Genomic DNA, 24301 nt, shown 5'->3' on the forward strand with positions numbered 1-24301 from the left:
ATCATCTGATGATCGCGCCAATCGTGCTGCCGCTGTTCGCCGGCGCGATCATGTTGGTTCTTGGGGGAGAACAGCGCCGCAACCTCAACGCCGCACTGAGCATCGCGAGCACGTTCGCACTGGTGGCGATTGCCATCGTGCTGCTGCGATCCGCCGATGCCGCTCCGACCGGCGTGGCCGGGGTCTATCGTCTGGGCGACTGGCCTGCCCCGTTCGCAATCGTGCTCGTTGTGGACCGGCTGGCCACACTGATGCTGCTGCTGACCAGTCTCCTTGCGGCGGCGGCGGCTGTATTCTCGCTGGCGCGCTGGCACCGCGCGGGGGTGCTTTTCCATCCCCTGTTTCAGTTCCTGCTGATGGGCATCAACGGTGTGTTTCTCACCGGCGATCTGTTCAACCTGTTCGTTTTCGTCGAGGTGCTGCTCGCCGCTTCCTACGGTCTGGCGCTGCACGGCTCAGGATCTGCCAGGGTCATGGCCGGGTTGCATTACATCGTCGTCAACCTCGCGGCGTCGCTGTTGTTTCTGATCGGGGTCAGTCTGATCTATGGCGTGACCGGCACGCTGAACATGGCGGATCTGGCCGTGCGCATTCCGGCGATCCGCGCGGAGGATCGGGGACTGCTGGAGGCGGGAGCCGGCATCCTGGGCGTTGCGTTTCTCGTCAAGGCCGGAATGTGGCCGCTGTGCTTCTGGCTGCCCAGCACCTACGCCGCCGCGCCGCCTCCCGTGGCCGCGATTTTCGCCGTGCTGACGAAGGTCGGCGTCTACATCCTCCTGCGGCTATCGCTGCTTTTGTTCGGTGATGGAGCGGGAGCGTCTGCTCAATTCGGCGGCCAATGGCTGCTGCTGGGCGGCATGGCGACCGTGGCATTCGGCACGATCGGAAGCCTCGCTTCGCAGGATATGCCGCGGCTCGCCGCCTTTTCGGTGCTTGTATCCTCCGGCACGATACTGGCCGCCATCGGTCTGGAGCAGGTCGGTGTAACCGGGGCCGCTCTGTTCTACCTCATCAGTTCGACGCTCGGCCTGGGTGCATTCTTTCTTTTGATCGAGCTTGTCGAGCGCGGCCGTGAGCCCGGTGCTGACGTACTTGCGGTGACACGGGAACTCTATGGCGACGAGGATGATTCGGAAATTTCGCCGGAAACCGGCATTGCGATCCCGGCGACGATCGGCATCCTTGGTTTGGCCTTCATCGGCTGCGCCCTTGTCATTTCGGGTCTCCCGCCTCTCTCCGGCTTTGTCGCCAAATTCGCGATCCTGACGGCCGCGCTCAATTCTCCGGTCGGCACCATTCCGACCGCAAGCTGGATTTTTCTTCTCCTGTTGATCGTGTCGGGGCTGGCGGCGTTGATCGCCATGACGCGCGCCGGCATCCGTGCGTTCTGGGCTTCACCGGATCGCACCGTACCCCGCGTGCGCCTTATCGAGATGGCGCCGATCGCGGCCCTCCTGCTGCTTTGCGCAATCCAGACGGTCGAGGCGGGCCCGATCATGCGCTTCATGCAGGCGACGGCGCAATCGCTGCACGCTCCTCACAACTATATCCGGGGGGTTCTCGGTTCTCCGGTTGAGCCCGGTAACACGAGGGGGCCGACATGACCCGCCTGCTGCCGTTTCCCATCGTTAGCGCCAGCCTGCTTGCGTTCTGGCTGCTGCTCAATCAGACACTTTCGCCGGGGCATATTCTTTTGGGCAGCGCCGTGGCCCTTATCGGCGGATGGGGGCTCGCAGCGTTGCAGCCGCCGAAAGCGCATCCACGGCGGCCGGGCGCGATCGTCCGCCTGGCTGCTGTCGTCTTCACGGATATCGTGCGCTCCAACATCGCCGTCGCACGCATCATTCTCGGGCCGAAACGAACAGAACGGACTCCGGGCTTCGTGGAGATCCCGCTTGAACTCCGCGATCCCTACGGCCTGGCGGCGCTCGCTTGCATCATCACGTCGACACCGGGCACTCTATGGGTGGACTTCAACGAAGCCAGCGGCATTTTGACCATCCATGTCCTTGATCTGGTCGATAAAACCGAATGGGTCCGCACTATAAAGGGACGTTACGAGCGGCGGTTGATGGAGATTTTCACATGAGCATGATGCTCGCCTGGTCGGTCACCGCGGCGCAGATCCTGCTGGGCTGCGCGATGGCATGCGCGGCCTTCCGCATCCTCCGGGGACCAAGGGCGCAGGATCGCGTCGTCGGGTTCGACACCCTGTATGTGAACGCGATGCTGCTGCTTCTCGCCTTCGGCATCAGAACAGGCAGCACGTTTTACTTCGAAGCCGCCCTGATCGTTGCCCTGCTCGGATTCGTGAGCACGGTGGCGCTTGCCAAATTCCTGCTTCGCGGGGAGGTCATCGAGTGAATGCCGCAGGCGAACTTTCAGCGCTGCCAGCCATCCTGACGGCGGTTTTCCTGGTCGGCGGTGCTGTCATCACTCTGATCGGATCGTTAGGACTGCTACGGCTCGGGAGCTTTTACGAGCGAGTCCATGCGCCCACCCTGGGGACCACGCTCGGTACGGCCTGCATCGCAATCGCATCCATGATCTATTTCTCGGCGCTAGGAACGCGCCCGGTGCTGCATGAGCTGCTCATCATTGTTCTCGTCATCGTCACGACGCCGATCAGCTTGATGGTACTGGTCAACGCTGCGCTGTTTCGGGACAAATCCGAAAACGACGGAGCGTCTTCAGGAAAAGCAGGAGACCAGCATCGCTAGAGCATTTCCCGGTGAAGTGGACACCGATTCACCGGGAAATGCTCTAGCGAAGCAGCCATGGCCAGGCGAGCCCGAGTGCGATCAGGCCCAGGATGACGGCAATGCCGATAGCCCAGGAGCTGAGACGCACTGCGCTGACCGCCGCGCGCTCGCTCTCGTTTTGAGCGATCTCGCGATTGCGCTCTTTTTCGCTCTGCTCCGGCTCGCTCATCGCCCACCGCCTGCGGATGAATGGTCGCGCCATCAAATCCCGAGGGACGAAATAGTTCCGGCGCGCTCTGTCCGTCAGAAGCTGCGGAAACCGTCGTCAGCGCGCGACGACCAGACCTCTGCTGGTGACGACGACCCAGCGACCGTCCTGCTTGCGAATCGCATTGACGCGACCGAGCCCGGGCACCGGATCGCCGGCGTAGACCTCGTAGATGCCGCTGCGCCCTTCTATCAGCGCACCGCCGTTGGCGACGTCGCGCAATACCCAGCCCTCGACCGCGGGCAGACGCGCTATTGCCGGCTTCGCCGCCGGCAGCGGCACTGGCGTGGCAGCGGTTGGAATCGACCCTGTCACGTTCGTCGCGGCGGTCGTTGGAGGCGCAGCCGGCGCGGAGGACACACGCTGCTTGTCCAACGTCTCATTGAGCCTGGTCAGCTCGGCCGCCGACTCGGCATGCGCCTTCTCGACCTTGTCCAGGCGCTCGTTGACCTTGGCGAACTTACCGGCGTCGCCCTTGGCGGAGCGATCGATGCCCGTCTTCAGCGTGGCAACCTCGGACTCCAGCCGCTTGATCGTGGCCTCCAGGGCCTGGGTGTGGCTCGCCGTCGCGGACGACTGTTCATCCGCAACGCCGTGGCCGAGGCCGGATGTCGCGAGCGAGCCGCCGATCGCACCGGCAATCGCTACCAATACCGCGACCGCCGCAATTGCGGCGAGACGCCGCTTGCCGAACCGGCTTGACGCCTGCGCACCGCTGGCGGCCGCCGGACCCTGATCGATGGTCGCGCGATCCCATGATTGGTCGCGTGACGGCGCCACGATCATGAGCTTGCCGGTTTCTCGCGGCGCGTCCATCTTGGGAGCCTCAGGCTCAACCTTAGGCTCGATCCGAGGTACGTCCGCCTTCGGAGCTTCAGCCTCAGCCTTGGGCTCGATCCGGGGAGCGTCCATCTTCGGAGCCTCAGCCTCAACCTTGGACTCGATCCGGGATGCGTCCGCCTTCGGGGCCCCAGCTTCAACCTTGGGCTCGATCCGGGGTACGTCCGTCTTCGGAGCCTCGGGCTTGACGTCGTCCGGCGGCGGCGCAGACAATTCCTGCTCCGGTGCAAGCTCTGGAGATTTGGCGCTCAACGACATGTCCATCCCGGCAAATTTGTCGGCAGGGCCACTATTGGTCCGATCAGACGAATGGTCGCTCACGTTAAAACCTCCAATAAAGGTTGAGCATTTGGTAACTTTTCATTGCTTGCGAAATCCTTACTTTCGGGACTATTGCGGAAATTTTAGGATTTTTCCGACCCACAAAACGGCTTAACCAAGGCCGGCAAAAACGCCAGCCTCATATCAGCGAGGCATCGCGCCGGGGAACGGCCGTCCACGAAGCCTTTGAGCGGCGCCCAGCTCAAATCACCACCGGCGCGTCCGGCAGTTCATTCGGACCGGCCCCCTGCTTCGGGAAATGGTTTGCAAGTTGCCGCGAGACGGCTGCGATGCCCTCGACAACTCCGGCCTCGAAACGGCCTTGCTTGAACTCAGCCTCCATCGCGGCACAAATGGTCTTCCAAACCGCCGCTCCGACCTTGGCGTGAATGCCGCGATCGGCAACGATCTCGACATCGCTGTCGGCGAGCAACAGATAAATCAGGATGCCGTTGTTATGCGCGGTGTCCCAGATCCGCAGATGCGCGAACACATCGAGCGCCCGCTCGCGCGCCGGCTGATTGCGGAACAGGGGGATGCCGTCGAGCGCGCCTTCCACGGCGAACACCACCTGCCCCGAATGGGTCGTCTCGCCGGCGCGGATCGCCCGTTCGATGGCGGCCATCGCCTCAGGCGGGAAATGCTTTCGCACCCGCCAGCGATGCCCGAGCAGATGCTTGCCGATGCGCCCGATGCCCATGCCTACCAGCTCCCCGACGCGCCGCCGCCGCCGAAGCTGCCGCCGCCGCCGCTAAAGCCGCCGCCGCCCGAGAACGATCCGCCTCCCCGGCCGCCGCCGACCCAGGTGCCGCCGCCCCGGCCCGCGCCCGAGACAACCGCATCGCTGAACAGCGTGAAGGCAAAGGCGAGCGCACCGGCGACACCCGAGACGGCAAGCGATCCGATGAACAGCCAGGCCGCGAGACCGATGATCCCGCCGACCGCCGCCGAGCCGAACAGCCGGCCGAAGACGCTCCGGAATATCCCGCCGAGGACGAGGACGCCGACAATGACAAACGGATTGAAGAGATCGCCGATGTTGAAATTGTTCGCGTACTGCGCCTGCGGTTTCGGCGCGGGCAAGGGCTCGCCGTCGATCACGCGCAACATGCGATCGACGCCGGCCGAGATGCCGCCGGCGAAATCGCCGTTCCTGAACTTCGGCACGATCTCTTCGTCGATGATGCGCTTCGAGGTGAGATCGGTCAGCGCGCCCTCGAGGCCGTAACCCACCTCGATCCGCAGCTTGCGGTCGTCCTTGGCGACGAGAAGGATCGCACCGTCATCGACCTTCTTGCGGCCGATCTTCCATTGTTCGGCAACGCGGATCGAATACTGCTCGATGGTTTCCGGCGCGGTTGTCGGCACGATCAGCACCGCGACCTGGCTGCCCTTGCGGTCCTCGAACGCTTTCAGCTTCTGTTCGAGCGACGCCTTCTGATCGCTGCTCAGCGTCGCGGTCAGGTCGACCACGCGCCCGGTCAAAGGCGGCACCGCGACATCGGCGAATGCCGCGAAGGTCCAGCACAACGTCAGCGCCAGCAGCGTGGCCTTCAGGGTGCGCATCACCGCCACCAGCTAGGCCGGCTACTTCGACGGCGCGGCCGGCGCCGGATTGAAATCGATCTTCGGCGCGGTCGATATCTCCTTCTCGTTGGCGACCGTGAAGTTCGGCTTGGTCTTGTATCCCAACGCCATGGCGGTCAGGTTGGTGGGGAACGAGCGGATGGTGACGTTATAGTCCTGCACCGCCTTGATGTAGCGGTTGCGCGCCACGGTGATGCGGTTTTCGGTGCCTTCGAGCTGGGACATCAGATCGCGAAACAACGCATCCGACTTGAGCTGCGGATAATTCTCGGTGACGACCAACAGGCGCGACAGCGCGCCGGAGAGTTCGCCCTGGGCGGCCTGGAATTTCTGGAACGCCGCGGGATCGTTGAGCACTTCCGGCGTCACCTGGATGCTGCCGACCTTGGCGCGCGCGTTGGTGACGCCGAGCAGGACGTCCTTTTCCTGTTGCGCAAAGCCCTTCACGGAATTGACGAGGTTCGGCACCAGGTCGGCGCGGCGCTGGTATTGATTGACCACTTCGGACCAGTCGGACTTGATCTGCTCGTCCTGCGACTGGATGGCGTTGTAGCCGCAATTGGTCAGGCTCAGGGTGGCGAGCGCCGCCAGTACCGTCAAAAGCTTTCGCATCACATCTCTCCTGCCCGGCAATCAAGACTGCGTTTTAAGGAAAAGTCGCGCGACCTCTTCGGCCGGGCAACCCGAATGGTAGCAGATGTCGTGGCCGCGCTGACCCTGTCAATTCCCCTGTCCCACGGAACCGGCCTGTTCGCAAACCTTTCGCTGCCTTATAGTTTAAGGCATGACCGTTACGGATATCGCGACGCGGACCTATAACCACGGCTGGCGCCTCGATCCCATCGTGCGCAGCTTGCTCGATACGGATTTCTACAAGCTTCTGATGTTGCAGATGATCCGGGAATTCTATCCGAACGAGCACGTTACATTCTCCGTCATCAACCGCAGCCGCCACGTCCGCCTCGCCGAAGCTCTCGACGAGGGTGAACTGCGCGCGCAGCTCGATCATGCCCGCTCTATCCGCTTCACCAAGAATGAACTCATCTGGCTCGCGGGCAACACCTTCTACGGCAAGACCCAGATGTTTTCGCCGGATTTCATCGATTGGCTGGCGACGTTCCGGCTTGGCGAATATGAATTGCGAAAAGTCGATGGCCAGTACGAACTGCATTTCCACGGTCCGTGGACCCACACCACGATGTGGGAGATTCCGGCGCTCGCCATTCTCAACGAGTTGCGGTCGCGTCAGGTGACCAATGGTCAGGGCCGTTTCGCCCTCGACGTGCTTTATGCGCGCGCCAAGGCAAAGCTGTGGACCAAGGTCGAACGGTTGCGCAAGCTGGAAGGCTTGTGGCTGTCGGACTTCGGAACACGGCGGCGGCATGGCTTTCTGTGGCAGCGCTGGTGCGTCGAAGCTGCGAAGGAAGGACTGGGGCCCGCCTTCACCGGCACGTCGAACGTTCTGCTCGCCATGGACAACGATCTCGAGGCCATCGGCACCAACGCGCATGAACTGCCGATGGTCGCGGCAGCGCTCGCCGACGACGACACCGCGTTGCGCCGAGCGCCCTATCGTATCCTCGACCAATGGCGGCAGACCTACGGCGGCAATCTGCTGGTCGCCCTGCCCGATGCCTTCGGCACCCGGGCGTTTCTGCGGGACGCGCCGGAGTGGGTGGCGGACTGGACCGGATTTCGCCCGGACAGCCTGCCGCCGATCGCCGCGGGCGAGGAAATCATCAAGTGGTGGCAGCAGAAGGGCCGCGATCCAAAAGAGAAGCTGCTGGTGTTTTCCGACGGCATGGATGTCGATTCGATCGAAGAAACGCATCGGCATTTTGCCGGACGCGTCCGGTTGAGTTTCGGCTGGGGCACCAACCTGACCAATGACTTCGTGGGATGCTCACCCGACGGCACCGTCGACCTCGACCCGATTTCAATCGTCTGCAAGGTGACGTCGGTCAACGGCCGTCCCGCCGTGAAACTGTCGGATAATCCCGAGAAAGCGACCGGCGAGCCGTCGGAGATCGAACGCTACCTGCGCGTGTTCGGAAATGCCGGCCGTGTCCGCTTCCCCGTTCAGGTCTGAGCCGATAATGGCGCCTGAGAGCATTTTCGGCTAAGTGGAATCCTGTTCTCTGATCGCAAAACCGGTATCCACTTTTGCGGAATACGCGCTAATGGGGCGCGTCGGGATGCCAGCCGACGACGGCCAGCATCACGAAAAAACCGACAACGTAGGCGACCGCGATGGGCCAGCCGTTCCTGACCCACAATCCCACCGATTTCGCCTCGGGATACATGTTCGACAGCGCCACGCCTGCGGAGGAGCCGAACCAGACCATCGAGCCGCCGAAGCCGACGGCATAAGCGAGAAATCCCCAGTCATAGCCGCCCTGCTTGAGCGCCAGCGCGGTGAGCGGGATATTGTCGAAGACCGACGAAACAATGCCGAGGCCGAGCGCCGTGTGCCACGACGCCGCCGGCAATTTTTCCACCGGCATCATGGAGGCGGCGGTCACCAGCGCCAGAAGAAAGATCGTGCCCTTGAAGGTCTCGGGCATGACCTTCCAATCCGGCGCGCGCAAGAACGCCGTCATCAAAATCGCCGCCCAAACGGCGAGCCCGAGCACGGGGAGCGTGTCGAGCAGCGCCGGGAATTTCAGGTTCGCGGTCACGTTTGCAACCAGCGCCGCGGCCAGAATGGCCGCGACAATGAAGACCCTCGTGCCGTCCACGCGCAAACCACTTGGGGCCTTCTTCACGATCGGCGAAAAGCGATGCTGCTGCATCGCCGCCGGAACCGCAAAAATCACGAGCGCGACGATGGCCGCGACATATGCTTCCAGGACACTGAGCGGGCTGATCCCGTCGATCCACATCATCGTCGTCGTCGTATCGCCGACCACGCTACCCGCACCGCCGGCATTGGAGGCTGCGACAATCGCGGCCAAATAGCCGATATGCACCTTTCCCCGAAAGACGTGGCGCGCCACCGTGCCGCCGATCAGCGCTCCCGCGATATTGTCGAGGAAGCTCGATAGCACGAAAACGATGACGAGAAGGACGACCCCGCCTTTCCAGTCATCGGGCAGCAGGGCCGGCATCTCATCCGGAATCCGGCTCTCCTCGAAGTGTCGCGACAGCAGTGCAAATCCCATCAGCAGCAGGAACAGGTTGGCCAGCGTGACCCACTCGTGTTCCATGTGATGGCCAAGACCGGCCACTCCCGTGCCGAACTTGAATCCGGTAAAGCCGATCTTGTAACCGACGATCGCGGCAAGGCCGATCAGGGCGATCGGCAGCGTATGCCGGTGAAACAGCGCTATGCCGAACAGAATAAATCCAAAGAGGATGAAATCGAGGGGGATACCAAGGATCAGAATCGGATCGGCCATCGTGCTCCCAAATATTCAAACTGTCAGGATCCAGACCTGACGACAAACTCACACCGGGCCGAAGGAAAGTGGAGGCGGATCGATACCGCAACGACATTCGATCGCTGTTCGCCTCCGACCGTGCGGCATATGATCCCATGCCGACCCGAGACGTCGAGGGTAACCAGTCCGGCGGTTGCCGCCACCGAGCCGGCGAGCCGTCATTCGCCGACGAAGCGGCCATACTCGCCGCGGGCAAACAACAGCGCTTCGTGTCGGTCGTAGCTATAGGCCTCCACGGCGCCGAGGAAGATGACGTGGTCTCCGCCGTAATAGCGATCGACGGTTCGGCATTGAAAATTCGCAACGCTGCCCGACAGCAGCGGAGCGCCGCCGAGACCCGGCGTCCAATCGACCCCTTCGAACTTGCGGCGCGACGACGTCGCAAATTTGACCGCCAGCGCCTGCTGTGAGGCGCCGAGCACGTTGACCGCGAAGTGGCTGGCGTTCTGGAATACACTCATGTTCCGGGAATAGACCACCAGGCTCCAGAGCACCAGCGGCGGGTTCAGCGAGACCGAAGCGAACGAGTTGCAGGTCAGCCCGTGCGGCTTTCCGGCATCGTCGGCAGCCGCGATGATGGTGACGCCGGTCGCATAGGTTCCGAGCGCATTGCGGAAGTTGCGCGGATCGAGGGACGACTGGCCGCTCGCCAGTTCGTTGGCCGGATCCGGCGCGCCGGGGAATTCAGGATCGCCAACCATCTGACGACCTCACAGCGTCAGATTTTGAGACGGCAGGCCGAGGGCAACCCGGCCGTAATCCGTGCCCGCCGCATCGAAGCTGAACGCGATATGGGAATTGATCGCGTTCGCATCGCGGAACTGGCGCTGCAGCGGTGCGCCGGAAAACAACCCGCGCGCCCCGCTCGCTGCAAACAGCAACGACACCGCCTCGGTACACAGGTTCACCGCATAGGCGCCATCGCGACGCCATCCGGTTTTGACCGCCATGTTGGGGACAAGCCCGCGCCGCGCATCACGCATCGCCTTGATGCAGGTCGAGCGCATGATGAGGCGCGCGGCGTCGATCTTCGCGGACGCTTCGGCAATCTTGATCTGCGTGGACTGAAGATCGCCGAGCTTGGCACGACCGTAGGTGGTTGCGCGGTGGAGCGCGACCTCGATGTAGTCATCGAGGCAGCCCCGGGCATTACCGAGCGCCACACCGGACAGCACGAAGGGAAACAGCGCAAATACCGGCAGAGCATAAAGGGGGTTCGGATTCACAACACTTCCGGGCGACGGACCGCCGGCGATGTCCGCGACCGACAGCGACATCCAACTGTCGACGAAGACATCGTCGACCGCGACGTCGTTCGAGCCCGTTCCTTTCAAGCCGGCGGCCTTCCACATGTCGATGATCCGGTAATCTTTGCGGGGGATCAGAAAAATCCTGTATTCGATGCCATCGGCTTCATCATCGGATGAAACGATTCCGGCGAGCATGTTCCACGCGCAGCAATCCACCCCGGACGAAAACGACCAGCGGCCTTGCAGGCGGTACCCGTCCTCGACTTTCCTGGCACGACCGGAAGGAAACACAAAAGACGACGCGGTCAACGCGTTCGCATCCCTGGTCCAGACCACATCCTGCGCCCGGCTGTCGAACATGCCGAGCATCCAGTGGTGGCTCGCAAGGTTGGCCAGCGTCCAGGCCGCGGATGCGTCGGCCATGGCAATCGCTTCAGTGAAGTCGACGAGAGCCACATAGTCGAACTCAGAGCCGCCGACCCGCTTCGGCTGCAGGATCCCGAACAATCCGGCCGTCTGAAAGTCCTTTTCGGTCTCCGGCGGCAGCCGCCGCAACTCCTCGGTCCTGTCAGCCCGGTCACGCAATTCCGGCACCAGCGCCCGGGCCCGGGCCATCATGACGGCATAGGCGTTATCGTTCGGATCAGGGTCTGACAACGGATCCGCAGGCGGGCTGCAACCGATTCCTGCCATTTGACAAACCCCCTCACTGTCCGCTGGGCAACGGACTACGTTGCGATGCTGGCTGATTCTATCCGGCCCGGCATGGCCTAGTGGTCCAATTCTACCATTCGCATCCCGTTTCAGCGAGCCTTCTTGCGAATGTTGGAATTGAAGGAAAGCGGTTAAACTGAAATACATACAATAGGCGGATTTCTGCCTATCGTTTCGCAAATCAAGACGGCGCGCTCACGCGCATCGCATAGCCGGTCCAGCGGCGAAAAACCGTCACGGCCGGCTCCGCCATTCCGTTCCGGAAGGCTGCATCGTCAATTCCCGCACCGTTTCGATAGGCAAGAGAGCCATGAAGACAATCCGCGCGGCAATTTGCTTCATCGTCTTTTTATCGTGGATGCCATTGCACGCCGCGACGCCTGCACCCGGTAATGCCGGGAATGCCAAACCGACAAGCCCGGTTGCCGCACCCGCGGCGGCGCCGGCTGAAGATCTGCCGCCGGTTCCGGCGCCGCAGTTTCCTCAAGCACAGTCGAAACTCGACGGCTGGAAGCAGACGCTCGATCAGGTCGAATCGGCGCTGCGCGCCCGCGGTATCGACGATGTCATTTTGAACGATCTCCGGGATCGGGCCGCAGCGGCGCAGAGCCAAGCGCGCGAGTTGATATCGGGAATGACGCCTCCGCTCGAAGCGGCGACCGCGCGGGCCGCCGAACTCGCGCCAAGTCCCCAAGCGACGGCTCCGCCGCCGGACGACGTGAAGCTCGAGCGCGCCAAACTGGTGGCCGAAGTTGCCGCCCGTCAGGGTATCATTCAGCAGGCCAAGCTCATCAACGTGCGGGCTCAGCAAACAATCGACGCGATCTCCGATCGGCGGCGCGCGATATTCAACGATTCCGTGCTGCAACGCTCTCCAAGCCTGGTCAGCCCCACTTTCTGGATCACAGCCGCAACCGCCGTTCCGGTTGCCGCGGGCCACCTGGTCGAGCTCCTCTCCAAGTGGGGCCGGGTGCTGGCGTCACAACCGCTTCGCGCCGCGTCCGGCTTCGTTATCGCAGCCATCGTGGTGCTCGGGTTCTTCCTGTCACCGGGCCGGCGCTGGTGGTCGCGCTGGACAAAACGCGATCCCGAGATTGCCAATCCCAGCCCGCTGCGGAAGACCGGCTCCGCCGCCGTCATCGTCCTTGCGGACACCGCGCTCACGGCCGTCGCGCTGCTCGTGCTCTACCAGGCGCTCATGATGCTCGGGGTCCTGCCCGACGACGTGAGCCCCGTCATTCGCGCCTTGTTCCTGGGCATCACCTTCGGCTTCTTCTTTGTCCGCCTGACCATTGCGGTCCTCGCACCGGGCCGTCCGACGTGGCGTCTGATCGAACTGGACAATGCCGCGGCCGACGGCATGATATCCTTCTCGGTTCTGCTCGCCATGGTCATCGCGTTCGGCGTGGTTGTGGACGCCACAAACCTCGCGATCGGGGCGCCCCTCGAACTTTCGATTGCAAGTCGGGGTATGATCGCCATTGCAAAGGCGCTCCTCTTCATGGGCGCTCTGCGAGTCGCGGCCGCCACTGAAGCCGACGACGAAACCACCGCTGCTTCCTCCGCGAAAAAGTCCGCGTGGCGCCTGCTGATTCCGGTGGGCTGGGTGATGGCCACGGCCGCCGTTCTCGCACCGCTCGGGGGATATGTCGCGTTTGCCCGGTTTGTTACCATCGAAATGGGTGTGGTGATCACCGCGCTGATGAGCTTCGTGCTGCTGAGCCGGTTCGCCGCGGTTCTCATCAATACGACGTTTGCCTTTCATGGCGCGATCGGCCGCTTTCTGCGGCAAACCGCGGGCCTCGGGAGCGGCGCGGTCCGGCAGATCGCCGCGGTGCTCGGCGGCCTCACCCAACTGTCCCTGATCGGGCTGACGGCCTTCGTCGTGCTCACGACGTGGGGGATCCGTTCCGACGACGTTGTCACGTCAATGTCTTCGGCATTCTTCAGCTTTCAGATCGGCAACATCACCATTTCGCCGTCCGCGATTCTCGGCGCGATTGCGGTTCTCATCATCGGGATCGTGGCCACGCGCGCGATCAAGCGATGGCTTGAGGAGCGTTTCCTGCCGGAAACCAATCTCGATGTCGGCGTTCGCAGTTCGATCGGCACCGGCGCGGGTTATGCGGGCGTCATTCTCGCGACCCTGATCGCGCTGTCGTATGTCGGCCTCAACCTGCAAAACGTCGCCATCGTCGCCGGCGCGCTGTCGGTCGGCATCGGCTTCGGACTGCAATCCATCATCAACAACTTCGTTTCCGGTCTGATTCTCCTCGTGGAGCGCCCGATCAAGGTCGGAGATCGCATCGAGGTCGGCACCCGCATGGGCGTCGTCAAACGCATCAACGTGCGCGCCACCGAGATCGCGACATACGATAACCTCTCGGTGATCGTGCCGAACGCGGAGCTGATCAGCGGACAGGTCGTCAACTGGATGCACGGCAGCTATTCGGCCCGTCTGTCGGTGACGGTTGGCACCTGCTGTGATGCCGACCCGGACAAGGTCATCGAAATCCTGCTCGATATCGTCGCGCACCATCCGCGCGCACTGAAGTCGCCCGAGCCGTTTGCCATTCTCGGCAATTTCAGCGCCGACGGGCTGGAGTTCATGGTGTTCTTTCACGTCGCGCATATCGGCATCGACGCCGGCGCCGCCAATGAGGTCAGGCTCGAGATTCTCAAACGCTTCCGCCACGAGGGAATCGACCTTCCAAACCCTCAACGGGACCTGCATGTGCGGGATCTCGATCGCATCGAAGCTCTCGTGCGCGAACTGGTCGGAGCCGAACGCTCCAGCCCATCATAGCGCTTGATTCGGCCCCCTCCGGGGCAAAGCTGGCGGCACGGTCGAACCTGTCGCGCCCGGATCGCGCCCCAATCACGGCAAAATGATCGTGGACGAACGCCGCCCACTCTCCTTCCGAACAGGTTAGCGTATCCACGGCCGCGCGCGTTGTTGAGAAGAACCGCCAGGGAGAGCCGCCTTTCCGGCGGACCGCTCCGCGGGTCAGATTCAAGCCGACTGCGCTCAAGAAAGCTGACGTTCAATATGGAATGATGTATGGTTTCATTCTCCAGATTCCATTGAGCGTGTCATGCAGGCCTCATCCAACAGATCACTACCCTCATTGAGCGTGCGGATCGATCTTGACGCAAAAGGCCGTATTGGACCGGGCAAAATCGAGTTGCTCGAGAGCATACAGGCTTGCGGCTCGATTTCGGCCGCCGGACGCGCCATGGACATGTCCTACAAGCGCGCCTGGGATCTCGTCGATGAAATAAACCGCATCTGCCGGCAGGCGGCGGTCGCCCGGCAGACCGGCGGCAAGAACGGCGGCGGTGCAGTCCTCACCCCATTCGGCATCTCCCTGGTCGCGCGCTATCGCAAGATCGAGCGCGACGCCGCCAGTGCGGCCCGCAAGGACCTTGAGGCGCTGCGGAACGATATCAAGCACGCAAAGAGAAGCGCGGAACGATAGCAAGCCCGCGCGCGGCAAGACTGCGGCAGACTGGCGCATATTCCGCAAAATGCTCTGGCGGCCGCTTTTGCCATCGACAAAGGCGCCAGGGCTGGAGCGGTCGACGGGCGTCACGCCGGACCAGCCGGCCCGCCCTGACGCTCATGCCCCTACTTTCATAGTCCGAGGCGCTCCACTCTGGCTTTGTCTTTTCATTCGTGATATGCAATTGAATATATCGAATAAAGGCCGGGGATCACGGCGAGCGCTGCTGCGCTGTTGAACGGAGGCGGACCGTGTTCGACGCTCAATGCGACCTTGCCGCTTTGGTTTATGCGGAAGACCAGGATCCCGACCAGGTCCTGCATGAATTCGCCTCCGGTCTGAACGCAAACGGCCACCGGGCCGTGGGCATCGTTCAGCTCGGCCGCCACTACCCCGATGCGAGCCTGTCAGCAACGCTGGTGCCTACCGGCGAGCAACTTCGGCTGTTTCAGGATATGGACGCCTGTTCGGCGGGGTGCCGGCTCGACCTCGACCAGTTGACGGGCGCCGGCGAACGGATTGCAAGGACCCTCGACGAAGGTGCGGACATCCTGATCGTCAACCGCTTTGGCCGGCAGGAGCGCGAGGGCAAGGGCCTTGCCCATCTGGTCGAGCGCGCGCTTGGCGCCGATATTCCGGTCGTGATCGCGGTGCCGAGCCACCATTTTGCTGACTGGATCACATTCGCCGGCGGCATGACCGTCAAATTGCATTGCGACCGCGAATCGCTGGATGCGTGGTGGAGCCTCGTGTCGGCCCGTGCCGGCAGCCTGCGCCGACCCGATCATTTGACGGTCTGCGAAGTTATCAAATAGGTTGCTCGTTTCGGAAAGCCGCGAACCGCCGGCCCGAGGGCGCGCGTTTGCCAGCCGGCACCGCTTGTCTACCCGCACGACCTTTGACACAACAGTCACAGCACAACAGCCGCGTTTCATCGGTAGATGCCGGATGCCAGACCTCGTGATCGCGGTGGATGTCGGATCGAGCAGCGCACGCGCCGGCGTGTTCGACAAGTGCGGTTGTCTGCTTGCGCGCGCGGACGCTCCGTTCGCGACCGCACATCCCCAAACCGATCATGCCGAACATAGCTCGGATGAAATCTGGACGGCGGTCTGCCAGGCGGTGCGCGGAGCCGTTGCGGCCGGACACATCGCCGCCGAAACGATCAAGGGCATCGCCTTCGACGCCACCTGCTCGCTCGTCACCCTTGACCGCGCCGGCCAGCCGGTCACAGCCTCCCTGACCGGCGAGGATCGCTGGAACGTGATCATGTGGGCCGACCATCGGGCCACCGTGGAAGCCGACGAGATCACCGCCACCCGCCATCGCGTGCTCGATCACGTCGGCAATGTGATGTCGCCGGAAATGGAAATCCCGAAGCTGCTCTGGCTGAAGCGGCATTGCCCCGATGCCTGGCGCCGCTACGGGCTTGTGCTCGACCTCACCGACTTCCTGACCTGGAAGGCGACCGGCCGCGCCGCGATCTCCACGTGCACGGTGACATGCAAATGGACCTATCTCGCCCACGAGAAGCCAGGCTGGCAAAGCGATTTCCTGTCGCGCGTCGGGCTCGATGATTTGCAGGATCGGGCATCGCTTCCCGCCTCGACACGACCGATCGGAACAAGCGCCGGCCCGCTGACTGCAGAAAGCGCCGGCCAGCTTGGTCTGCCGCGCGACTGCGTTGTCGGCGTCGGCGCGATCGATGCCCATGCCGGCGGCATCGGCGTGCTCGGCGGGCTCGACGCAACCGGCCTCAACGAGACCCTCGCCATGATCGCCGGCACCTCCTCGTGTCATATGGCGGCCTCGCCCGATCCCAGGCAAATTCCCGGCATATGGGGTCCCTATTACGGCGCGATGCTGCCGGGCTACTGGCTGAACGAAGGTGGCCAGTCCGCCACCGGCTCGTTGCTCGATCACATTCTCGACCTCCATGCCGAGGGCAAGTCGCTCGGCGCGGACCGGCATGCGGTGATGGCCGCACGGATCGAAGCGGCGCTCGCCGCCGACGGATTCGCATTCGTCGAGGACCTGCATGTGCTGCCGGACTTTCACGGCAATCGCTCCCCGCTCGCCGATCCCGATTCGGTCGGCGTGATCCACGGGCTGCGTCTCGATGCCTCGCCCGCCTCGCTGACCCGGCTTTATTTCGCGACCGCTGTGGGCATCGCGCTGGGAACGCGGCACATCATCGATGCCCTGAACGACGCCGGCTACGCCATCGCGCATCTCCGCCTGACCGGAGGCCATGCGGCAAGCCCACTGCTGGTCCAGCTTTACGCCGACGCCGCCGGTGTCGCGGTATCTCTGCCCGAACAACCAGACGGCGTGCTGCTGGGAACCGCGTGCGTCGCCGCCGCCGGCTGTGGGCTTTATCCGTCGGTCACGACGGCGGCCGCGGCGACGACCCGGATCGGCCGAACGGTGCAGCCAGCCGCTGCGGCGCGCGATTTCTTCGACCGGCGTTACCGCGCGTTTCTATTGATGCACGAGCATCGCCGGGCGTTATCGCGGCTCGTGTGATGGGCTGGCAACGGCGATGAACGATCGACGCCTCCCGTCGCCATGTGCCAAACGCCGATGTGTGACAGACACGCTTTGCAATGTCATTGCCGGGCTTGACCCGGCAATCCATCCTTCGTCAAAAGATGGATGCGCGGATCCAGCCCGTGCATGACGGCATTGATTCCGTCGAAAGCGGAAAGACTCTAGCGCTGCAACCGGACGCCGAGCATCACCACGGTCGACGCCGAGCTCGCGCCGGGAATGTTCGAGGCCAGAAGGTCGCGGCGCACCTGGGCCTTGATCTGGAATTCGCGGGTCAGCTTGTAAACGAGATCGCCCGAAAGCGAGTAGATCTCGTCGGAGCGGGTCGAGCCCTGATAATCCTGCGTACCATAGGTGAACCTGCCGACCGCGGTCAGCCAGCGGCGTAAATCGTGATCGACCTCGAATGTATATGTGCGGGTCAGCACACCGGAGACGCCGGCCAGCGTGGATTCATCGACCGAGGTGACGGAGATGAACTTCGCCGTGGTCAGCGGCGTCGCCGACCACACCAGCGACGCGCTGGTGAGCAGGCCGGTCAACTGGTTGAGGCGCGGGTCCGCATAGCTCCGCGCGGCATAGCCGATGGAGGCTTCGCCGGTCAGCAGGCGTGTCAACTCAAAACTGGTCCCGACCTTGGCGTAGCCGCCGTTGGAATCGCGCTGGAAGCCATTGCGGTCGAACCGCGTGTCGTGGACGCGCGTGTCCGCTTCGACTTCGCCGAACGGCTTGACGCCGGGCAGCAGATCGTAGCTCGCGCGCGCCACGGCGCCATACTGGTTGAAGTCGCGATCGTCGTTGGGCGTCGATGTGCCGTCCGTCAATTGCGAGTTCTGATAGGTGGTGCGGTCTGCGGTCCCGTTCAGAGAGACTTGTAGCCGGTTGAAGTCGTGCTCGATGCCGGCCGTCCCGCCGGTCGTCGCATAGAGCGGATACTTCTCAAGGCCGGCCTGGATATTGGGGCTGCCGGGATTGTCGGTGCCGATCCGCAATCGTAATTCCGAATTGATGCGGGTATCGTGGGTAACGTCGAGACGTCCGTCGATCTTGCCGGTGAAATCCGGCCGATCCACGTTCGTCGGTACCGGCGACACGATCGGCCGACCGGAACTGTCGATATCAGGCGGAAATGTTCTGCCATACCCTGTGAACGATCCGCGCAGATCGACGAGGAGGGAGTGGCGCTCCCAGTCTGACTTCGCCACGAACTCTGGCGACACCATATAGAACGCGGAACCCTTCGGCTTGTTGAACCGGCCGGGATTGGTGTCGTAACCGCCCCACAACTCGACCGCCGATTTGACGAGGAAGCTGCCGACATAATTGCCCACGTCGGCGAACGGATCGTCATCCCGCTTCAGGCGGCGGCGCGCGGGCTGTCCCTCCACTCTCCCCGCCATCGCCGGTGCGAGCGGAGCCTTGTTCGCAGTCGATGATGGCGGAACCGACAACGGCGGTGGCGGCGGAACGGCGACGAAATTGCCCGGCCCCGGCGGCTGCTTCGGTTTCGGCGCGCCGGGATAGGGTTTCGGCTTCTTGCGCCGGCGATTGAGCGAATCGTAACCGGTATCGCCCGCACCCGCTGCCGCGGGCACGCCGTAGGTGGGGATCCTGCCGATGCGCGACGGGGCTATTGTTGGCGAATCCGACGCGGCGTCGTCGCTACCGGCATCGCTGGTCCGGCGCAGGCCAGAATCCTGCGGCTGAAAAAATCCGCCGCGAAGCGGACTTATGCGATCGCCGGTGAGCATTTGCGCCTCGGCGGCCGAGCATGGTGGAACGATGAGGGCAAGGCAGGCCAAAACCGCGCGACACTTCGATGCGCGCTGCCGACGGCCCGTCGCTGGACCCCAAGTCACGATCCGGAAACTCCAACAGGAACATATATTTACAAAAGATCGCCGGAGGCGCGGCGGACCCTATCGTTAATGGAGTTAAAACAATTATGGTTAACGGGCCGTTGAGAATGCGGCAGCCTGCATCGCATCGCACAAGCAGCCGTGCTAAGCACAGCCAGCGGACCGGAACGGCGCTTCTCCGTCCCACCACGGAATCAGGCATGACCTCATCAAAAATCGTGACATCGGCCATGACCGATCAGGCCAACGCCGCGATCGAGTCCGCGTTGCGGACATTCGAGGCGGAGGCTGGCGGCGTGACTGCGCTCGCCGCAGCGCTCAAATCCGATCTCGGCCCTGCATTCGCCGCAGCGGCCGACACGATCCGCAACGCCAAAGGGCGGCTGATCGTCACCGGCCTCGGCAAGTCCGGCCACATCGGCCGCAAGATCGCGGCGACCTTCGCGTCGACCGGGACGCCAGCCTTCTTCGTTCATGCGGCGGAAGCCAGTCACGGCGATCTCGGCATGATCACCGCCGACGATGTCATCATGGCACTGTCGTGGTCCGGCGAGCAGCCGGAGATGAAAAACCTCATCACCTATGCCAAGCGCTTTCGTATCGCCCTGATCGCCATGACCGCTGACCGCGACTCCACGCTGGGCACCGCCGCCGATATCGTGCTGGTGCAGCCCAGGGCGCGCGAAGCCTGCCCGCATAACCTCGCGCCGACGACGTCTTCGCTGATGCAGCTCGCACTGGGCGATGCGCTCGCTATCGCGCTGCTGGAGGGCCGCGGCTTCACCTCGGTCGACTTCAGCGTTCTGCATCCGGGCGGCAAACTCGGCGCGCTGCTGAAATACACCCGTGACCTGATGCACAGCGGCGACGCCGTCCCGCTGAAGCCACTCGGCACCAAAATGTCCGATGCGCTGGTCGAAATGACATCGAAGGGGTTCGGTTGCGTCGGCGTCATCGACGGCCACGGGCACCTCGTCGGCATCGTCACCGACGGCGATCTGCGCCGTCACATGCGCCCCGACCTGATGACCGCCCGCGTCGACGACGTCATGACCAGAAATCCAAAGACGATCGGACGCGACCTTCTGGCCGGCGAGGTGCTGGAAATCCTCAACTCGTCGAAGATCACCGCGCTGATCGTGACCGACGGGAAGAAACCGGTCGGCATCGTGCATCTGCACGACCTGCTGCGCGCCGGCGTAGCCTAGAGCCAATCCGGCTTGATGGAATCAAAGCGGGGCTCCAGCTTTTGTTTTGACGCATTTTCTTCACGCGAACCGGTATCCATCCCATTCCCTGGTCAAGCCGGAGGACGTGCTTCGCCCGAAAACGCTCTAAATCCAGCCCTGAAGCTCGCGCAGCACCAGCTTCCGGATCACATCCATGCCCGGATCGCTGTCGTTCAGGCAAGGAATCGCGCTGAACTCCTCGCCGCCGTTGTTGTGGAAGATATGCGCATTCTCCTGCGCGATTTCCTCCAGCGTCTCCAGACAATCGGCCGAGAAGCCGGGCGTGACGATGGCCAGACGCTTCACGCCGTCCTTCGCCAGTTTCTCGACGGTCTTGTCGGTGTAAGGCTGCAACCACTGATCGAAGCCGAAGCGCGACTGGAACGTCAGCATCAATTTTGACGCATCAAGCCCCATCCGCTTTTGCAGGGCTTCGGCGGTCGCAGCGCATTGCGCCTGATAAGGATCGCCCTTGTCGATATACGCCTGCGGCATGCCGTGGAACGACGCCATGATGATTTCGGGCGTGAACGAGAGCGAGGCGAGATGCCTCTCGATCGAAACCGCCAGCGCGTCGATGTAATCAGAATCGTCGTAGTATGGCGGCGTCACCCGCAGCGTCGGCTGCGCCCGCATCTCGCCGAGTACGCGAAACGCCTCGTCGCACACCGTGGCCGTCGTCGCGGCCGAATATTGCGGATAGAGCGGCACCACCAGCAGTTTTTCGCAGCCCTGTGCCGTCAGCGCCGCGATGCGCGAGCGCATCGACGGATTGCCGTAACGCATCGCCCAATCGACGACGACATGGTCGTGATCGGCGATCACAGCCGCGAGCTTATCTGACTGCGCCCGCGTGATGGTCTTGAGCGGCGACTCGTTCTGCTCGGTGTTCCAGATTTTCAGGTAGTCGCGGGCCTTGCGGCGCGGGCGGGTATTCAGAATGACGCCGTTCAGCGCCAGCTTCCAGACCAGGCCCTGCTTCTCGATGACGCGCGGATCGGACAGGAATTCCTTCAGATAGACGCGCAAGCCGCGGGCATCGGCGGTGTCGGGGGTGCCGAGATTGACGAGCAAAACGCCGACGCGCTCGCGCGGCGCACCCGCCGTGGTCCGGGCCTTCCCGATAGGAATAACGACCGTCATACCGTCTGAATTCGCGCGCCGGCCCCTTCTTGTCAAGCCCGCGTATCTGCCGATACTGTTGCGACATTGACCGCGGAGGGGATTTGCCATGACGGTCGCCGAATGGTGTGTCTTCGGGGCGGTCATTCTGTACCTGCTGACGATCGTGCCGTTCAAGGCGCTGGGATCTCCCGGCTTCGACAACGCCCGCCCCCGCGATCCCGGGTTCTACGACCAACCGCTGCGCGCCCGCGCGCTTGGGGCGCACCTGAACGGCATCGAGGCCTTTCCGTTTTTCGCGGCGGCCGTGCTGCTTGCGGAATTTCGCGCTTCGCCCCAGCACCTGATCGACGAGCTGGCTATCCTGTTCCTGATCGTCCGCGCCGCCTATGTTTTGACCTATATCGGCGACCGGCCGACGCTGCGCTCGATCCTCTGGAGCATCGGCTTTGCGATCAACACCGCGATCTTCTTTCTGCCGGCGATCCGGCACTGGCTGCCTTAGGAGTCCGGCTTAAGCGCAACTAATAAACCAACCGTCATGCCCGGCCTTGTGCCGGGCATCCACGTCTTTGTTCCAGTCAGCCAAGAAAGACGTGGATGGCCGGGACGAAGCCCGGCCATGACGGCATTAGCGTTTGCGGTGCTCCGATGATGAGTTTTCGTCAAAATTTGAAGCGCCCTATGCCGCCTGCGGCTCTTCGACGAGCCCACGACGCCGCAACAGCGCCTCCGGTTCCGGCTTGCGGCCGCGGAACGCGACGTAGGCTTCTTCCGGATCGCGCGAACCTCCTGACGAATAGATGTCATCGCGCAGCCGCTTCGCGGTGGCCGGGTCGAAGATGTCGCCGGTCTCCTCGAAGGCGCCGAAGGCATCGGCGTCCATCACTTCCGACCACATATAGCTATAGTAGCCTGCGGCATAATGGTCGCCGGAAAAGATGTGGCCGAACTGGGTCGGCCGGTGCCGCAGCGAAATCTCGGCGGGCATGCCGATCTTCTCCAGTTCAGTACGTTCGAAAGCCCTGACATCGCGAACCTCTGAGGCCGGCTGGCTGTGGAACTCCAGGTCGATCAACGCCGAGGCGACGAATTCGACGGTAGCAAAGCCCTGGTTGAATTGTCGCGCCGCGAGGAAGCGCGTGAGCAGATCGTCCGGCAGCGGCTCGCCGGTCTGGTAGTGCTTTGCGAATTGCCGCAGCACCTGCGGCTGTTCCTGCCAGTGCTCGTAGAGCTGCGAAGGCAGTTCGACGAAATCGGTGAACACGCTGGTGCCCGACAGCGACGGGTAGGTCACGTTGGACAGCATCCCGTGCAGGCCATGCCCGAACTCATGGAACAGGGTGCGCGCGTCGTCCGGCGACAGCAGCGCGGGCTGGCCTTCCGCGCCCTTGGCGAAGTTGCAGACGTTCACGACCTGCGGCGCGACCTCGCCATCGAGCTTCTGCTGGTCGCGCAGCGAGGTCATCCACGCGCCGGACCGCTTCGGGGCGCGGGCGAAGTAATCCCCGTAGAACAGCGCCCGATGCTTGCCCGAGACATCCTTCACCTCCCAGACCCGGACGTCCGGATGCCAGACCGGGATGTCCTTGCGCTCGGAGAAGGTGAGTCCGAACAGCCGATGCGCGCAGTCGAAGGCGGCGGCAATCATGCCCTCCAGCGTCAGATACGGCTTGATCGCGGCGTCATCGAAATCGGCGCGAATCTGCCGCAGCTTTTCGGCGTAGTAACGCCAGTCCCACGGCGCGAGTGTGAAGTTGCCGCCCTCCTCGGCGATCAGGGCTTGCAAAGCGTCGCGGTCGGCGAGCGCCCGCGCACGGGCCGGCTTCCAGACCCGCTCCAGCAGGCCGCGGGCGGCTTGCGGCGTCTTGGCCATGGAATCCTCAAGGCGGTAGACAGCGAAGGTCGGGTAGCCCAGGAGTTTTGCGCTCTCCTCGCGGAGCGTGAGAATCTCCACGATGGTCGCGTTATTGTCGTTGGCGTTGCCGTTGTCGCCGCGTGCGGTGAAGGCCTTGTAGACCTTCTCGCGCAGGTCGCGTCGATCCGAACTCTTGAGGAACGGCTCCATCGAGGAGCGCGATGTGGTCACGATCGCCTTGCCGGGCAGCCCGCGCTCCTCAGCCGCGGCACGCGCGGCGGCGACGAAGCTGTCGGGAAGGCCGTCGAGATCGCCCTCGCCGAGTTCCAGAAACCATTGCTGCTCGTCGCCGAGCAGGTGGTGGCTGAAGCTGGTGCCGAGATGGGCCAGCCGTTCGTTGATCTCGGCCATCCGCGCCTTCGCGGTGTCGTCGAGGCCAGCGCCGGCCCGGTGGAAACGGGTGTAGGTGCGTTCCAGCAGACGCACCTGTTCGGACGTCAGTCCGAGCGTGGCGCGATTCTCGTGAAGCTGCGCGATGCGGCCGAACAGCACAGCGTTCATCAGGATCGGGTTCCAGTGCCGCGCCATCCGCAAGGAGACATCCTTGTCGATCTCGAGCAGCGCCGGATTGGAGTGCGCCGACACCAGATCGTAAAACACCGCCGACACCTTCGCGAGCAGCTTGCCGGAGCGTTCCAGCGCGGTGATGGTGTTGGCGAAGTCCGGCGCCGAGGGATCGTGTGTGATGGCCGCGACTTCGGCGGCGTGGTCGGTGAACGCCTGCTCGAAGGCCGGCAGGAAATGTTCCGGCGCGATCTCGCCGAATGGCGGGGTCTGGAACGGCGTCAGCCACGGCTCCAGCAGCGGGTTGTCCGGGCCGGAAGCGGCGGGCGGCGATTGAGGTGTGTCTGACATGAGCGTCCTGCTTTTGTCCGTTGCTGCATATTTTTGCCGCTATCCGGAAGACATCAAAACTATAACACGCGACGAGGTCTTTGGGGGCCTTTGGCGCTTGCCGCGGCCGGCATTTTCGGAGAGATTGCCGCCCGCAACGGGAT

The 24301-nt window shown here is 63.3% G+C and carries 22 protein-coding genes; 11 read left to right on the forward strand and 11 right to left on the reverse strand.

Features of this window, described 5'->3' with window-relative positions; genetic code table 11:
* Positions 1 to 8: 8 nt before the first annotated feature.
* From V4R08_RS08675 to mnhG, 4 genes are read left to right on the forward strand one after another with little or no spacing between them, the layout of a single operon-like run.
* Positions 9 to 1604, forward strand: coding sequence for a monovalent cation/H+ antiporter subunit D (locus V4R08_RS08675; protein ID WP_335580223.1), 1596 nt, complete (start codon positions 9 to 11; stop codon positions 1602 to 1604).
* The gene (locus tag V4R08_RS08680) at positions 1601 to 2089 is read left to right on the forward strand and encodes a Na+/H+ antiporter subunit E (RefSeq protein ID WP_335578985.1); all 489 of its coding nucleotides are present in this window, start codon (positions 1601 to 1603) and stop codon (positions 2087 to 2089) included. The genes V4R08_RS08675 and V4R08_RS08680 overlap by 4 nt, the downstream gene beginning before the upstream one ends.
* Positions 2086 to 2364 (forward strand): K+/H+ antiporter subunit F, encoded by a 279-nt coding sequence (locus V4R08_RS08685; protein WP_335578986.1) that lies wholly within the window; start codon positions 2086 to 2088, stop codon positions 2362 to 2364. The genes V4R08_RS08680 and V4R08_RS08685 overlap by 4 nt, the downstream gene beginning before the upstream one ends.
* Positions 2361 to 2720, forward strand: a complete 360-nt coding sequence (gene mnhG / locus V4R08_RS08690) for a monovalent cation/H(+) antiporter subunit G (protein ID WP_335578987.1) — start codon at positions 2361 to 2363, stop codon at positions 2718 to 2720. The genes V4R08_RS08685 and mnhG overlap by 4 nt, the downstream gene beginning before the upstream one ends.
* A 43-nt stretch (positions 2721 to 2763) precedes the next feature.
* Here the strand turns inward: mnhG and V4R08_RS08695 are convergent, their stop codons facing one another.
* From V4R08_RS08695 to V4R08_RS08715, 5 genes are all read right to left on the reverse strand, one after another.
* The gene (locus V4R08_RS08695; protein WP_335578988.1) at positions 2764 to 2931 is read right to left on the reverse strand and encodes a hypothetical protein; all 168 of its coding nucleotides are present in this window, start codon (positions 2929 to 2931) and stop codon (positions 2764 to 2766) included.
* A gap of 96 nt (positions 2932 to 3027) precedes the next feature.
* Positions 3028 to 4131, reverse strand: a complete 1104-nt coding sequence (locus tag V4R08_RS08700) for a hypothetical protein (protein WP_335578989.1) — start codon at positions 4129 to 4131, stop codon at positions 3028 to 3030.
* Positions 4132 to 4333: 202 nt separating this feature from the next.
* Positions 4334 to 4831 carry a TPM domain-containing protein gene (locus V4R08_RS08705; protein ID WP_335578990.1) on the reverse strand — a complete coding sequence of 166 codons (498 nt, stop codon included), beginning with the start codon at positions 4829 to 4831 and terminating at the stop codon, positions 4334 to 4336.
* A 2-nt stretch (positions 4832 to 4833) separates the two neighbouring features.
* Positions 4834 to 5697 carry a TPM domain-containing protein gene (locus tag V4R08_RS08710; RefSeq protein ID WP_335578991.1) on the reverse strand — a complete coding sequence of 288 codons (864 nt, stop codon included), beginning with the start codon at positions 5695 to 5697 and terminating at the stop codon, positions 4834 to 4836.
* Positions 5698 to 5718: 21 nt separating this feature from the next.
* Positions 5719 to 6330: a LemA family protein gene (locus V4R08_RS08715; protein ID WP_335578992.1), complete on the reverse strand. Its 612-nt coding sequence runs from the start codon at positions 6328 to 6330 to the stop codon at positions 5719 to 5721.
* A 172-nt stretch (positions 6331 to 6502) separates the two neighbouring features.
* On the opposite strand from V4R08_RS08715, the gene pncB reads away from it, so the two are divergent.
* Complete coding sequence (gene pncB / locus V4R08_RS08720; RefSeq protein ID WP_335578993.1) at positions 6503 to 7807, forward strand: nicotinate phosphoribosyltransferase; 1305 nt, start codon at positions 6503 to 6505, stop codon at positions 7805 to 7807.
* 88 nt (positions 7808 to 7895) lie between these two features.
* Here the strand turns inward: pncB and V4R08_RS08725 are convergent, their stop codons facing one another.
* The 3 genes from V4R08_RS08725 to V4R08_RS08735 form a co-directional block, all read right to left on the reverse strand.
* Positions 7896 to 9116, reverse strand: a complete 1221-nt coding sequence (locus V4R08_RS08725; RefSeq protein ID WP_335578994.1) for a citrate transporter — start codon at positions 9114 to 9116, stop codon at positions 7896 to 7898.
* 200 nt (positions 9117 to 9316) lie between these two features.
* A complete protein-coding gene (locus tag V4R08_RS08730) occupies positions 9317 to 9859 on the reverse strand; it encodes a flavin reductase family protein (protein ID WP_335578995.1) in 543 nt (180 codons plus the stop codon).
* Between the two features lie 9 nt (positions 9860 to 9868).
* Positions 9869 to 11101 carry an acyl-CoA dehydrogenase family protein gene (locus V4R08_RS08735; RefSeq protein WP_335578996.1) on the reverse strand — a complete coding sequence of 411 codons (1233 nt, stop codon included), beginning with the start codon at positions 11099 to 11101 and terminating at the stop codon, positions 9869 to 9871.
* 331 nt (positions 11102 to 11432) lie between these two features.
* Between V4R08_RS08735 and V4R08_RS08740 the strand changes: the two genes are divergently transcribed.
* The 4 genes from V4R08_RS08740 to V4R08_RS08755 all read left to right on the forward strand — a co-directional run bounded on the left by V4R08_RS08740 (position 11433) and on the right by V4R08_RS08755 (position 17151).
* Positions 11433 to 13928 carry a DUF3772 domain-containing protein gene (locus tag V4R08_RS08740; protein WP_335578997.1) on the forward strand — a complete coding sequence of 832 codons (2496 nt, stop codon included), beginning with the start codon at positions 11433 to 11435 and terminating at the stop codon, positions 13926 to 13928.
* A gap of 289 nt (positions 13929 to 14217) precedes the next feature.
* Complete coding sequence (locus V4R08_RS08745) at positions 14218 to 14601, forward strand: winged helix-turn-helix domain-containing protein (protein ID WP_335578998.1); 384 nt, start codon at positions 14218 to 14220, stop codon at positions 14599 to 14601.
* A gap of 275 nt (positions 14602 to 14876) precedes the next feature.
* Entirely contained in the window at positions 14877 to 15440 is a 564-nt protein-coding gene (locus tag V4R08_RS08750; RefSeq protein ID WP_335578999.1) for a DUF2478 domain-containing protein, read from the forward strand.
* A 133-nt stretch (positions 15441 to 15573) separates the two neighbouring features.
* A complete protein-coding gene (locus V4R08_RS08755; RefSeq protein ID WP_335579000.1) occupies positions 15574 to 17151 on the forward strand; it encodes an FGGY-family carbohydrate kinase in 1578 nt (525 codons plus the stop codon).
* Positions 17152 to 17336: 185 nt separating this feature from the next.
* Here V4R08_RS08755 and V4R08_RS08760 read toward each other — a convergent pair whose 3' ends face one another.
* The gene (locus V4R08_RS08760) at positions 17337 to 18926 is read right to left on the reverse strand and encodes an outer membrane beta-barrel protein (protein WP_442935642.1); all 1590 of its coding nucleotides are present in this window, start codon (positions 18924 to 18926) and stop codon (positions 17337 to 17339) included.
* Between the two features lie 308 nt (positions 18927 to 19234).
* Between V4R08_RS08760 and V4R08_RS08765 the strand changes: the two genes are divergently transcribed.
* Entirely contained in the window at positions 19235 to 20242 is a 1008-nt protein-coding gene (locus V4R08_RS08765) for a KpsF/GutQ family sugar-phosphate isomerase (RefSeq protein ID WP_335579002.1), read from the forward strand.
* Positions 20243 to 20368: 126 nt separating this feature from the next.
* Here V4R08_RS08765 and hemH read toward each other — a convergent pair whose 3' ends face one another.
* Positions 20369 to 21406 (reverse strand): ferrochelatase, encoded by a 1038-nt coding sequence (gene hemH / locus V4R08_RS08770; RefSeq protein ID WP_335579003.1) that lies wholly within the window; start codon positions 21404 to 21406, stop codon positions 20369 to 20371.
* Between the two features lie 88 nt (positions 21407 to 21494).
* Between hemH and V4R08_RS08775 the strand changes: the two genes are divergently transcribed.
* Complete coding sequence (locus tag V4R08_RS08775) at positions 21495 to 21890, forward strand: MAPEG family protein (RefSeq protein WP_335579004.1); 396 nt, start codon at positions 21495 to 21497, stop codon at positions 21888 to 21890.
* Positions 21891 to 22067: 177 nt separating this feature from the next.
* On the opposite strand, the gene V4R08_RS08780 is transcribed toward V4R08_RS08775, so the two are convergent.
* Complete coding sequence (locus V4R08_RS08780) at positions 22068 to 24158, reverse strand: M3 family metallopeptidase (protein ID WP_335579005.1); 2091 nt, start codon at positions 24156 to 24158, stop codon at positions 22068 to 22070.
* Between the last annotated feature and the right edge of the window lie 143 nt (positions 24159 to 24301).

Source organism: Nitrobacter sp. NHB1, assembly GCF_036964665.1.
GTDB lineage: Bacteria > Pseudomonadota > Alphaproteobacteria > Rhizobiales > Xanthobacteraceae > Nitrobacter.